The organism is Crossiella sp. CA-258035 (assembly GCF_030064675.1).
Classification (GTDB): Bacteria; Actinomycetota; Actinomycetes; order Mycobacteriales; family Pseudonocardiaceae; genus Crossiella.
The window spans coordinates 3,694,100-3,706,767 of record NZ_CP116413.1; the positions used below are offsets into that span (position 1 = coordinate 3,694,100).

Genomic DNA, 12,668 nt, shown 5'->3' on the forward strand with positions numbered 1-12,668 from the left:
CGCTGCCTGTCGCGTGGCGGGTGCGGCCGTTCGCGCTCAAGGACGTCGCGCTGGGGGAGGGGATCTTCGCGGCCAAGCGGCGACTGGTGCTGGACTACGGCCGTGGCTACGACCTCGATCGGCTGCTCCAGGTCTTCCGCGCCAACGCCGGGCTGGACACCCGTGGCGCGGTGGCCCCGGCGGTTGGGAGGGCCTGGACGGGGAGGCCAACGGCAACCTGCGCGGGCACTACACCGGGCACTTCCTCAGCATGCTCAGCCAGGCCTACGGCAGCACCGGAGAGGCGGTCTACGCGGCGAAGATCGCCGAGGTGCTCGGCGCGCTGACCGAGGTTCGCGCGACGCTGCGGCGGGATCCGGCGGTGCTCAGCGTGCCGGGCCGGTTCGGCCGGGCCATGGAGAACGTCCGCGGTTCGCACCAGTACCTAGAGCTCCCGGCCACCGTGCTCGGCGGCGCGGCCGCGATCACGCTCTCGGCCTGGGTGCGGCTGACCCATGAGTCCAACTGGGCCAGGGTCTTCGACTTCGGCAACGGCACCGACCGCTACCTCTACCTGGCCGCGCGCAACGCCGACGGGGTGCCGCGCTTCGCCATCACCTCCAGCGGCGCGGGTGGCGAGCAGGCGGTCAACGGCACCGCGCCACTGCCGTTGAACCAGTGGAGCCACCTGGCCGTCACCGTCGACGGCGGCACGGCGACCTTGTACGTCAACGGGATCGCGGTGGGCCGGAACACCGGCCTGACCCTCAACCCCGCGGTGCTCGGTCCGCTGCGGAACAACTGGCTCGGCCGGTCGCAGTACCCGGATCCGGTGCTGGCGGCCGCTTTCGACGAGGTCAACATCTACTCGCGGGCGCTCACCGCGGCCGAGATCGGGCGCCTGCACCAGGTCCGGGCCGAGCCACCCCGGGTTCCTCGCCGCCTACCCGGAAACGCAGTTCATCACGCTGGAGTCGATGACCCGGGGCGACTACTCCGTGGTGTGGGCGCCCTACTACACCGCGCACAAGATCATGCAAGGTCTGCTCGACGCGCACCGGGAGACCGGCGACCGCCGCGCGCTGGACCTGGCCGAGGGCATGGCGGACTGGATGCACTCCCGGCTGTCCAAGCTGCCGGCCAGCACCCTGCAGCGGATGTGGGGCATCTTCTCCAGTGGTGAGTTCGGCGGCCTGGTGGAGTCGATCGTCGACCTGCACGCGATCACCGGCCGGGCCGAGCACCTGGCGCTGGCCAAGCTGTTCGACCTGAACCGCCTGATCGACTCCTGCGCGGCGGGCACCGACATCCTGGACGGGCTGCACGCCAACCAGCACATCCCGATCCTCACCGGGCTGCTCCGGCTCCACGACAGCACCGGGGAAGCGCGCTACCTGGCCGCGGCGAAGAACTTCTGGGGCATGGTGGTGCCGACGCGGCTGTACAGCATCGGTGGCACCAGCACCGCGGAGTTCTGGCGCGTGCCCGGCGTGATCGCGGGCACGCTCAGCGGCAGCACCGCCGAGACCTGCTGCGCCTACAACCTGCTCAAGCTCAGCCGGATGCTGTTCTGCCACCAGCAGGATCCACGTTATATGGACTACTACGAGCGAGCGCTCTACAACCAGGTGCTCGGGTCCAAACAGGACAGAGCGGATGCAGAAAAACCGTTGGTGACCTACTTCATCGGCCTGCTGCCCGGCCAGGTCCGCGACTACACGCCGAAGGCGGGCACCACCTGCTGCGAGGGCACCGGGCTGGAAAGCGCCACCAAGTACCAGGACACGGTGTACCTCGCCAACCCCGGGAACACCGTCCTGTACGTCAACCTCTACAGCGCGTCCACGCTCACCTGGGCGGCCAAGGGCATCACCGTCACCCAGCGCACCGGCTACCCGGCCGAGCAGGGCTCGACGCTCACCATCAGCGGCAGCGGAAAGTTCGACCTGTGGTTGCGGGTGCCAGCGTGGGCCACGGACGGGTTCCGGGTCACGGTCAACAACCGGGCGGTGCGGCAGAACCCGGTGCCCGGCACGTACTTCTCGGTGTCCCGGTCCTGGACCCACGGCGACACCGTCCGGGTGGAGATCCCGTTCCGGCTGCGGGTCGAGCGGGCACTGGACGACCCCGCGGTGCAGACCCTGTTCTACGGACCGGTCAACCTGGTGGCCAGGGACGCGCGGCAGAGCTGGCTGCGGTTCGGGCTCTACCGCAACTGCGGCCTCTCCGGCGACCTGCTGCCCAGCCTCACCCCGGTGGCGGGCAAGGCGCTGCACTTCCGGCTGGACGGGGTGGAGCTCGCGCCGTTCTTCGAGGGCACCGAGGATCCGGCGCACGTGTACTTCCGGCGGGCCGAACCGGAGGTCGTCTTCGGCGGCACCGGCTCCGGCATCGCCAACCCGGTCCGGCCCGACGGCCGCACGCTGCTGGACGAGGTCTGGGCGGCCGCGCCTTTCGCGGACAAGGGAAAGCTGGTCCAGCACGTGCGCGCCACCGCGGAGAGCTGGCGCGCCGCCAGGCTGCTCACCGCGGCCGCGGCGAAGAAGGTGGTGGACACGGCCGCGGCGGCCACTTACGCGAGGTAGCGCGGCCCTGACCGGGAGGGGTGGTGGCCGGCCGCGAGCGGCCACCACCCCAACCCCCTCTTCTCAGGCGGGCACCGCGGGATGGGCGTTGCGGACCAGCATGGTGAACTGCTCGTGGAACCAGTGTCCGGCCAGCGGGGAGTCCGGCAAGGCCCCGGTCTTGTGGCCGCCCGCGTTCGGCGGGACGAACTCCGGGTCGCACATGGGGTCCGGCTTCTTGCCCTCCGGGTTTTGGATGTACTTGCTCGCGCCGTCGGACTCGCCCGGCGGCTTGATCCAGACCAGCGCGTCCAGGTGCGGGTGGCCCTGGGGCTTCGCCTGCGGGGGCTGGCCCAGGCCGGTGGCGCTGACGTTGCACCACAGGCCGCGGTGCGCTCGTCTGTCTACTTTGGACTCCGCGACATAGGTGTCCAGGTCGGTGCTGGCGCTGGGGCCGCTCGGGCGGTTCGGGCCGCCCCAGCCGTTGCGGCCGGTGTCCACCAGCATGCCGATGCCCTCGGGCCAGCCCTGGGCGCGGAAGGCGGTGTGCAGGGCCGCGGTGAAGTCGGCCTCGTCGAAGTTCGGGTTCCACTCGAAGTACTTCGACGAGCGCACCGGCTGGCCCCCGACGGGCAGGCCCGGATCGGGCAGGTGCGGCTCGGCCAGCGGGGTGTAGTTCGACACGTTGGTCACGAATCCGTCCACACTGGACAGTCCGGCGGCGGTGCCGCGGATGGTGTCGGTGTAGAGCGCCACGGTGTCGCGCAGGTTGGTGTCCCAGCCGAGCCAGCCGGCGTGCGCGATGTCCAGGTAGTTGTAGACGTTGGGGATCGCGTGCAGCTTGTTCACCGCGTAGCGGACCGCGTCCACGTAGATGCCGCTGGCCTTGGCCTGCGCGCACTCCGGGTCGGCCTGGTTGGTGGCCAGGTTGGGCAGGCCGTCCGGCTCGATCACCGCGACGATCCGGATGCCGGCGTACTTCGGGTTGCGGAAGGTGCGGGCGATGACGTCGATGTACTCGCGCTGGTACCGGGCCAGTCCGGCCGCGGTCAGCGGCAGCTCGCCGCTGGAGGCCAGCGCGGCGCAGTCCCGGCCGGGCAGGTCGTAGATCACGAACGTGGCGGTGATCGGCTTGCCCGGTTTCTTCTGCGCCAGCGCGGCGTCCAGGTGGCCCTTGAGGCTGCGACGGTCACCGTTGGGCTTGCCGCCGTAGATGGCCGCGATCCGGTCCAGCCACACCGCGGTCGGATAGGTCTTGACGGTGGCCATCTTGGCCCTGAGCGCGGGGTCGGCGGTCCTGGCGATCGAGGAGTCCACCAGTGCCGCGTAGTCCGGGTTGCGGTAGCTGGTGGCGCCCGCGAACGGGTTGTCGGCATGCGGCGGGGCCGGGCTGGCCTCAGCCGCGACCGGAGCGGTCACGGCCAGGGCCGCGGCCAGTGCCATGGCTAGTTTTCGCAACGGGATGCTCCAGGAGTGGCAGGGGTACGGCTAGTCTGGGAGCGCTTCCAGTTCCAGCCGACTGTAACGGCGTCTGCCGCCGGATGTGAATGCCGGGTAACGAGAATCCGGGGCGGCAGACCCGATCGGACTAGTGAGGTGGACTATGCGATTGAGAAGATTCCTGGTGGGCGGCGTGCTGTTGAGCCTGCTCGCCAGCCTGTTCCTGGCCGGGTCGGCCCACGCGGCCACCGGCTTCACCGTGCGCGACGGCAGGCTCCACGACGCCAATGGTGTGGAGTTCGTGCTGCGCGGGGTGAACCACGCGCACACCTGGTACCCGCAGCGGTTCAGCTCGCTCGCGCACATCTCCGCGCTCGGCGCCAACTCGGCGCGGGTGGTGCTCAGCAGCGGCGACCGCTGGACCCGCAACGACTCCGCCGACGTGACCAGGGTGGTCGCGGAGTGCAGGCGGCAGAGGCTGGTGTGCGTGCTGGAGGTGCACGACACCACCGGCTACGGCGAGCAGTCCGGCGCGGTCACCCTGGACCGGGCCGCCGACTACTGGCTCGGCATCCGCGATGCGCTGCGCGGCCAGGAGTCCTTCGTCATCATCAACATCGGCAACGAGCCGCACGGCAACAACGGCTACCAGCGCTGGAGCGCGGACACCCGGGGCGCGATCGCCAAGCTGCGCGGGGCAGGGCTGCGGCACACGATCATGGTGGACGCGCCGAACTGGGGCCAGGACTGGTCCTTCACCATGCGGGACGGCGCGGGCGCGGTCTTCGCCGCGGACCCGTTGCGCAACACCGTGTTCAGCGTGCACATGTACGGGGTGTACAACACCGCGGCCAAGGTCTCGGACTACCTGGGCCGGTTCCTGGCCGCCCGGCTGCCGATCGTGGTGGGGGAGTTCGGCCACTTCCACTCCGACGGCGACCCGGACGAGAACGCGATCCTCGCCTACAGCCAGGCCAACCGGATCGGCTACCTGGGCTGGTCCTGGAGCGGCAACAGCGCTGACGTGGGCTATCTGGACATGGCCACCGCCTTCGATCCGGCCCAGCTGACCAGTTGGGGACAGCGGATCTTCCACGGTCCCAACGGGATCAGGCAGACCGCGAAACGGGCCACGGTGTTCGGCAGAGCGGCCTGAGTGCCGGGGGAGCCGCCAGGGTGAATGTCTGTACACACGTTGGCACCCGGGTTAGTATCCGAAACTGGGAGCGCTCCCAGAAATCGCCCCCTGTGATCGCTCAGCGACGAGCGGAGGAACCGCAATGAGGTTCAAACCCCTGTTGACGAACTTACGAACGGGCCGCGGTCTACGCGGCACGGCCGCGGGTCTGGCGGCGGTGCTGACCGCCACGACCTTCGGCACAGTGCTCGCCGCCCCCTCGGCCAGCGCCGCGCCCGCCTGCCGGGTCGACTACAGCGTGAACGACTGGGGCAGTGGCTTCACCGCCCGAGTCAAGATCAACAACCTGGGTGACGCGATCTCCAGCTGGACGCTGGGCTTCGCCTTCCCCGGCAACCAGAGGCTTTCCCAGGGCTGGAGCGCCAACTGGTCCCAGGCCACCGACAGCCCGAACGTGACCGCGACGGGCAACGGGTCTCTGGGCACCGGAGCCTCGGTGGAGATCGGCTTCAACGCCACCTACTCCGGCAGCAACCCGGCCCCGGCCAGCTTCACGCTCAACGGCAACGCCTGCACCGGCAAGCCGACCGAGCCGCCGCCGGGCGGGAGCCGGGAGAACAACCCCTACAACGGCGCCGACATGTACGTGAACCCGGACTGGGCGGCCAAGGTGCGCGCCGAGCCCGGTGGCAGCCGCATCGCGAACCAGCCAACCGGCGTGTGGCTGGACCGCATCGCGGCGATCAACGGCACCGCCGCCGCCAGGGGCCTGGTCGGCCACCTCGACGAGGCGGTGCGGCAGGACGCGGCCAACGGGGCGAAGCCACTGGTGGTCCAGCTGGTGATCTACAACCTGCCCGGCCGGGACTGCTCGGCGCTGGCCTCCAACGGCGAGCTCAAGGCCGATGAGATCGGGCGCTACCGCACCGAGTACATCGACCCGATCGCCGCGATCCTGGCCAGGCCGGCCTACGCCAAGCTGCGTGTCGCGACGGTGATCGAGGTCGACTCGCTGCCGAACCTGATCACCAACGTCAGCGGCAGGCCGACCGCGGTCCCGCAGTGCGACGTCATGAAGGCCAACGGCAACTACGTCAACGGCGTCGGCTACGCGCTGAACAAGCTCGGCGACGTGCCCAACGTGTACAACTACATCGACGCGGGGCACCACGGCTGGCTCGGCTGGGACGACAACCTCAACCCGACCGTGCAGCTGATGTGCCAGGCGGCCAACGCCTCCGGCGCCACCCCGGCCGACGTGTCCGGCTTCATCGTCAACACCGCCAACTTCAGCGCGCTGCACGAACCGTTCTTCAAGGCCGACACCGTGGTCGGTGGCAGGCCGCTGCGGGAGAGCACGAAGTGGGTGGACTGGAACCGCTACGTCGACGAGCTCGGCTACGCCCAGGACTTCCGCGCCAGGGCCGCCGCGGCCTGCTTCGGCCAGGACGTCGGCATGCTCATCGACACCGCGCGCAACGGCTGGGGCGGACCCAACCGCCCGACCGCGGCGAGCACCTCGACCGACCCGAACACCTTCGTCAACCAGTCCCGCGTGGACCGGCGCATCCACCTCGGCAACTGGTGCAACCAGTCCGGCGCCGGCCTCGGCGAGCGGCCGAAGGCCAACCCCGGTCCGGCCGGTATCGACGCCTACGTGTGGATGAAGCCGCCCGGCGAGTCCGACGGCTCCAGCAAGTACATCCAGAACAACGAGGGCAAGGGTTTCGACCGGATGTGCGACCCGACCTACACCGGCAACCCCCGCAACGGCAACAACATGTCCGGCGCACTGGGCAACGCGCCGCTGTCGGGGCACTGGTTCCCCGCTCAGCTGCAGGAGCTCATGCGCAACGCCTACCCGGCGCTCTGACCGCCTGAGCGGAATGCCGCCCCCGCAGTGTCGCGGGGGCGGCATTCCGCTGTCCTAGGTGGCCAGCACGGTCACCGCGAACTGGACCGCGTTGGGCCGCAGGTCCACGTCCTCATCGGACTTCCCGGCCAGCACCATCGCGCCACCGGCCCGGTACCCGGGCAGGGTGCCGGGCACGGCGAGCAGGGGCACCGCGAACGAGCGTTCCTCGCCCGGCCGCAGGCCCTTGGGCACGGTGATGCCCAGTACCTCGGGGACGGTGGGATCGGTGTTCTGGTAGATGAACTTCGCTTCCGGCGGCAGCTGCCCGGACCGGTCGACGTTGACGTAGAACGGGGTGCGCACGGTGACCAGCGCGTCCGCGGTAGTGGGGTTCGGTCCGGCGTTGCCCGCGCGGACGGTGACCAGCCGGCCCTTGCCCCTGGTCAGCGCGCAGAACTCGTAGCTGACGTACAGGTTGACCTGGTTGCCCGCCCGCCCCGTGCGCGCGGGGCCGTTGCTGGCGCCGGGGGTCTTGATCTGGAAGTCCGTCGCGTCGCCCAGCAGGCAGGGCGGCTCATCCCTGGCCGGGCGCACCGGGGAGACCAGCAGCTGGCCGTGACCGAGCAGGCTCGGGCCACCGTCGACCCGGACGATCGGGATGGACACGTCGTGCCTGCCCGGCTTGAGCCCGGCCGGGAGCACTACCTCTAGGATCTCCGGCACGTTCGGCCGCTCGTCCCGCAGCAGCATCTTCGCGCCGGGTGGCAGCTGGCCCGCGCGGTTGATGTTGACGAAGTAGGGGGTGACGAACTTCAGGCTGAGCGGGTCCTTGGTCGGCTGGCTGCTGTGGTTGTCCACGAACAGCTTCAGCGTGCCCCGGGGTGTCCGCGCGATGCCGTTGGCCAGGCCGGTCTCGGCCCCGACGACCGGACTGAAACCCGCGCACTGGGCGATGGCCGGTCTGGCCTCGGCGGCGGGCGCGGAGGCGGGCAGCCCTACCACCATCCCGGCCACGCCGACCCCACCGACCTGGATGAACTGCCGTCGTGACACTGGTTCCGCAGGCATGACCGACTCCGCTCGCTGGTGGACTCCCCGCAGCCACCATGCGATCGGCGCACGACAACCGCCAGCCCACCGGCGTCCCATTCACCCGCTGGTGACGTCGGTGCGGCTGGCGGTCGGGTCAGTTACCTAGAGCAATCACAGTTGTTCGGCGATCAGCCCGTTCTGCCTGATCACCTGCGAGTAGAAGTGCGCGCTGCGCTTCGGGGTGCGCACCTGGGTCTGGTAGTCCACGTGCACCAGGCCGAACCGCTTGGCATAGCCCTCGGCCCACTCGAAGTTGTCCAGCAGCGACCAGCTGAAGTACCCGCGCAGGTCGGCCCCCGCCTGGATGGCCTCGTGCGCCGCGCGCAGGTGACCGTCCAAATAGGACACTCGGTCGGTGTCCTCGATCTGGCCGTCGCCGTTGGGCTTGTCCGGCCAGGCCGAGCCGTTCTCGGTGATGTAGAGCGGCAGCGGCGGGTACTCGGTGTGCAGCCGGGTGAGCACCTCGGTGAGCCCGGAGGCCTGGATCTCCCAGTTCATGTCGGTGCGCGGCAGGCCCCTGCTGGGGAAGCGCACGTGCTCGGCGCCGATCCAGGTGGTGGGGCCGTCGGCGGGCTCGGTCGAGGCGCCGGAGACGTGCAGGCTGCTGTAGTAGTTGACGCCCAACAGGTCCAGCGGCGCGCCGATCAGGTCCAGGTCGCCGTCCTGGATGTGGCTGGACAACCCGAACGGTTCCAGGTCGGCGAGCACGTCCTCGGGGTACTCACCGCGCAGCACCGGGTCGAGGAAGATCCGGTTCTGCAGTCCGTCGACCCGGCGGACCGCCTCCAGGTCCGCCTCGGAACCGGGATCGGCCGGGTGCACCGGGTACAGGTTGAGCGTGATCCCGGCCTGGGCCTGGGGAGCCGCGTCCCTGATCGCCCGCACACCGAGGCCGTGCGCCAGGTGCAGGTGGTGCACGGCGGCCACGGTGGCGTGCGGGTCGGTGCGGCCGGGGGCGTGCCTGCCCGAGGCGTAGCCGACGAAGGAGGAGCAGTAGGGCTCGTTGAGCGTGGTCCAGAACGGCACCCGGTCGCCGAGCGCGCCGACCACGGTCTGGGCGTACTCGCCGAAGCGGTAGGCGGTGTCCCGGTTCGCCCAGCCGCCGCGCTCCTCCAGCGCCTGCGGCAGGTCCCAGTGGTAGAGGGTGACCCACGGGGTGATCTGCCTGGCCAGCAGCTCGTCCACCAGGCGCTGGTAGAAGTCCAGGCCCGCCGGGTTGACCGGGCCGCCGTCCGGGCGGATCCGGGGCCAGGCGGTGGAGAACCGGTAGGCGCGCAGGCCGAGGTCGGCCATCAGCGCGACGTCCTCGCGCATCCGTCGGTAGTGGTCGGTGGCCGGTTCGCCGGTGTCGCCGTTGTGCACCTTGCCGGGGGTACGGCAGAAGGCGTCCCAGATCGAGTCGGTTCGACCGTCCACAGTGGTCGATCCCTCGATCTGGAAGGCCGCGGTGGCCGCGCCCCACAGGAATCCCGGCGGGAACGCCAGCTCGACGGCGTGGTCAGATACGTGCACTCGTCATCCCTTCACGGCGCCCTGCATGATGCCGGCGACGATCTGTCGGCCGAGCAGGACGAAGATCAGCAGGACCGGGACCGTCGCCATGGTCGTGCCGGCCAGCACGAGCGAGTAGTCGATGTAGAAGCCGCTCTGGAGCTTCTCCAGGGCCACCTGGATCGTGGGGTTGCCCGCGTCGAGGGCGACCAACGGCCACAGGAAGTCGTTCCAGGAGGTCATGAAGGTGAACATGCCGAGGAAGGCCGCGGCCGGCCGGACCGCGGGCAGGCACACGTGCCAGAAGGTGCGGATCAGGCTGCACCCGTCCATCCGGGCGGCCTCGATCAGCTCGAAGGGCACCGCCTCCGAGATGTACTGGCGCATCCAGAACACCCCGAGCGCGGTGACCAGGTTCGGCACGATCACCGCCTCCAGGCTGTTGGCCCAGCCGAACTCGGCCATCAGCATGTACAGCGGCACGATGCCCAGCTGGGTGGGCACGGCCAGGGTGGCCACCACCGCGACGAAGAGCACCCCCCGGCCGCGGAAGCGCAGCTTGGCGAAGGCGAAACCGGCCAGTGTGGACAGCAGCACGGTGGACACCGTCACCGTGCCGGCCACGATCATGCTGTTGCCCAGGGCCTTCCAGAACGGCACCGAGTCGAACACCTTGGCCGCGTTGGCGAAGAAGTTGCCACCGGGCAGCAGCGGCGGCACCCGCTGGGAGACGGTGGCGCTGTCCCTGCTGGCCACCACGAAGGACCAGTAGAACGGGAAGGCCGAGCCGAGCACGAAGGCCAGCAACAGTCCGTACACCGTGGCATTGGGCTTGCCGACGCTCATCGCCCCACCCCCGCCAGCCGCCGGGTGAGCAGGAAGTTGATGCCGGCGAAGATGATGATCACCAGGAACAGCACCCAGGCGATCGCCGAGGCGTAGCCGAAGTTCTGGTTCTCGAAGGCGGACTGGTACAGGTAGAGGGTGATGGTCTGGAACTGGTTGGAGGAGCCGCCGTTGTTGGAGCCGGGCCTGGTGTCGAACAGCTTGGGCTCGGTGAAGATCTGCAGCCCGCCGATGGTCGAGGTGATCACCATGAAGATCAGCGTCGGGCGCAGCAGCGGCAGGGTGATGCTGAAGAACCGGCGCACCGCACCGGCCCCGTCGACCACCGCGGCCTCGTAGACGTCCTTGGGGATGGCCTGCATCGCGGCCAGCACGATCAGCGCGTTGTAGCCGGTCCAGCGCCAGTTCACCATGAAGGCGATGGCCAGGTGGCTGGCGAAGCGGTTGGCCTGCCAGTCGATCCGGTCCAGGCCGAACACTTCCAGCAGGGTGTTGACCAGGCCGAAGTCGCGGCCGAACAGGTTGGCGAAGATGATGCCGATGGCCACCAGGCTGGCCGCGTAGGGCAGCAGCACGCCGACCCGCCAGCCGGTGGCCGGGCGGACCCTGGTGTTGAGCAGCGCGGCCAGCAGCACCGCGATCACCAGCTGCGGTCCGCTGGAGAGCAGGAAGATGCTGATCGTGTTGGTCAGCGTGGTCCAGAACTGCTCGTCGGCGAGCAGGGTGGTGAAGTTGTCCAGCCCGACGAAGGTCGGCTCCGCGCCGCCCAGCTCCCAGTCGAAGAGGGCCACATAAGCGGTGTAGAGCAACGGGAACAGGCCGGTCAGGCCGAAGATCAGGAAGAACGGCGCGATGTAGAGGTAGGGCGAGAACCGGAGGTCCCACTCGCCGAGCCGGTCGCGAATGGGACGCCGTGACCGCGGCGGAACGGGAGCACCGCGGTCACGGCGGGTCTGCGGGTGGAGGTCCAGACTCACTTGGCCAGCTTCTTCGCACCGTCGACGAGTTGCTGCCAGCCCTCCGCCGAGGAGGCGCCCTGCTCGACCTTCTGCAGCGCGGCGAGCCCGACGACGTCCTGGAGCTCGCCGTCGGCCGGGCCCTTGTACTGGGCCTTGGTCACCTTGCGGGCCTGCGCGGCGTACAACGCGCCTGCCTTGACGTCGAAGTACTTGTTGTGGCTGTTCAACAGCTGCTCGCTGCTCAGCGCCTCGACCTGGCTGGGGAAGGGACCCTTGGCGGCGAAGGCCTTCAGCTGCTGCGCGGGCGCGGACAGCCAGGCGGCCAGCTCCGCGGCCTCCTTCGGGTGCTTGCTCTGCTTGGGCACGGTCAGGAAGGAGCCGCCCCAGTTGCCGCCGCCCTCGGGGAAGGCGTCGGTGACCGCCCACTTGCCCTGGTTCTCCGGGCCGGCGTGCTGTTCGACCACGCCGAGCATCCAGGACGGGCAGGTCTTGGTGGCGAAGGCGCCGGTGCGGAAGGCGCTGTTCCACTCGGGACCGAAGGCGGTCAGCTTGGCGGACTGGCCCTTGGCCACCGCGGCGGTGAGCTTGTCCCAGTTGGCCTTGATGGCCGGGTTGGACTCGATGATCAGCTTGTCCTCGGTGTTGTAGTAACCCTGGGGCAGCTGGTTCTGCATGGCGTTGAAGATCTGCGCGGCCGAGTCGAACCAGGCCTTGCCCTTGACCTTCTCCGCGAACTTCTCGCCGGCGGCGAAGAAGCTGTCCCAGGTGGCGAACAGCGGCTTGACCCCCTCAGGATCGCTGGGCAGCCCGGCCTCGGCGAAGAGGTCCTTGCGGTAGCACATGGCCAGCGGGCCGATGTCGGTGCCGTAGCCGATCAGGCGGCCGTCCTTGGTGGTGACCGCCTCGGACTTCCAGGGCAGCCAGCGTTCCGGGGTGACGTCGGCCGGGCCGATCTCGCGCAGGTTGGCGAACTTGTCCGCGCGTTCCATCACCTTGGCGCGGTGGCCCTCCTCCACCGCCTCGACATCGGCCAGGCCGGAGCCCGCGCCGAGCTTGGTGTAGAGGTTCTGGTGGTGCGGCGCGGACTGCCCGGTCTTGCGGTGGGTGATGCGGATGTTCGGGTGCGCCGCCTCGTACTCCTTGAGCAGGTCCTCGTACCCGAACTCGGTGAAGGTGGCGATGGTGAGCTCCAGCTTGCCGTCCGAGCCGGCGCCGGAACCGCAGGCGGTCAGCGCGGCAACCGCCGAGACCGCGAGCCCGAGTGCGAGTGAGCGAGGTAAGAGATGGCGCACGTCAACCCTTTC

The 12,668-nt window shown here is 69.7% G+C and carries 9 protein-coding genes and 1 pseudogene; 4 read left to right on the plus strand and 6 right to left on the minus strand.

Going from position 1 to position 12,668, the window contains the following annotated elements; all coding sequences use genetic code 11:
- Window positions 1-394: 394 nt before the first annotated feature.
- Together N8J89_RS16980 and N8J89_RS16985 are read left to right on the plus strand one after the other, a co-directional pair.
- Window positions 395-862 (plus strand): annotated as a pseudogene (locus N8J89_RS16980) (LamG domain-containing protein); the annotation flags it as partial.
- A 94-nt stretch (window positions 863-956) separates the two neighbouring features.
- The gene (locus N8J89_RS16985; protein ID WP_283665324.1) at window positions 957-2,564 is read left to right on the plus strand and encodes a beta-L-arabinofuranosidase domain-containing protein; all 1,608 of its coding nucleotides are present in this window, start codon (window positions 957-959) and stop codon (window positions 2,562-2,564) included.
- Between the two features lie 63 nt (window positions 2,565-2,627).
- Here the strand turns inward: N8J89_RS16985 and N8J89_RS16990 are convergent, their stop codons facing one another.
- A complete protein-coding gene (locus tag N8J89_RS16990) occupies window positions 2,628-3,986 on the minus strand; it encodes a glycoside hydrolase family 6 protein (RefSeq protein ID WP_283665325.1) in 1,359 nt (452 codons plus the stop codon).
- A 160-nt stretch (window positions 3,987-4,146) separates the two neighbouring features.
- Between N8J89_RS16990 and N8J89_RS16995 the strand changes: the two genes are divergently transcribed.
- Together N8J89_RS16995 and N8J89_RS17000 are read left to right on the plus strand one after the other, a co-directional pair.
- Window positions 4,147-5,139 carry a glycoside hydrolase family 5 protein gene (locus tag N8J89_RS16995; protein ID WP_283665326.1) on the plus strand — a complete coding sequence of 331 codons (993 nt, stop codon included), beginning with the start codon at window positions 4,147-4,149 and terminating at the stop codon, window positions 5,137-5,139.
- 199 nt (window positions 5,140-5,338) lie between these two features.
- Window positions 5,339-6,994 carry a glycoside hydrolase family 6 protein gene (locus N8J89_RS17000; protein ID WP_283665327.1) on the plus strand — a complete coding sequence of 552 codons (1,656 nt, stop codon included), beginning with the start codon at window positions 5,339-5,341 and terminating at the stop codon, window positions 6,992-6,994.
- A 54-nt stretch (window positions 6,995-7,048) separates the two neighbouring features.
- On the opposite strand, the gene N8J89_RS17005 is transcribed toward N8J89_RS17000, so the two are convergent.
- The 5 genes from N8J89_RS17005 to N8J89_RS17025 all read right to left on the minus strand — a co-directional run bounded on the left by N8J89_RS17005 (window position 7,049) and on the right by N8J89_RS17025 (window position 12,656).
- Window positions 7,049-8,044, minus strand: coding sequence for a twin-arginine translocation signal domain-containing protein (locus tag N8J89_RS17005; RefSeq protein ID WP_283665328.1), 996 nt, complete (start codon window positions 8,042-8,044; stop codon window positions 7,049-7,051).
- Between the two features lie 135 nt (window positions 8,045-8,179).
- Window positions 8,180-9,580 (minus strand): GH1 family beta-glucosidase, encoded by a 1,401-nt coding sequence (locus N8J89_RS17010; RefSeq protein WP_283665329.1) that lies wholly within the window; start codon window positions 9,578-9,580, stop codon window positions 8,180-8,182.
- Window positions 9,581-9,583: 3 nt separating this feature from the next.
- On the minus strand, window positions 9,584-10,405 hold the full coding sequence (locus N8J89_RS17015) for a carbohydrate ABC transporter permease (protein WP_283665330.1): 822 nt from the start codon (window positions 10,403-10,405) through the stop codon (window positions 9,584-9,586).
- The gene (locus tag N8J89_RS17020; RefSeq protein WP_283666186.1) at window positions 10,402-11,310 is read right to left on the minus strand and encodes a carbohydrate ABC transporter permease; all 909 of its coding nucleotides are present in this window, start codon (window positions 11,308-11,310) and stop codon (window positions 10,402-10,404) included. The genes N8J89_RS17015 and N8J89_RS17020 overlap by 4 nt, the downstream gene beginning before the upstream one ends.
- 68 nt (window positions 11,311-11,378) lie before the next feature.
- On the minus strand, window positions 11,379-12,656 hold the full coding sequence (locus tag N8J89_RS17025; protein WP_502868460.1) for an ABC transporter substrate-binding protein: 1,278 nt from the start codon (window positions 12,654-12,656) through the stop codon (window positions 11,379-11,381).
- Between the last annotated feature and the right edge of the window lie 12 nt (window positions 12,657-12,668).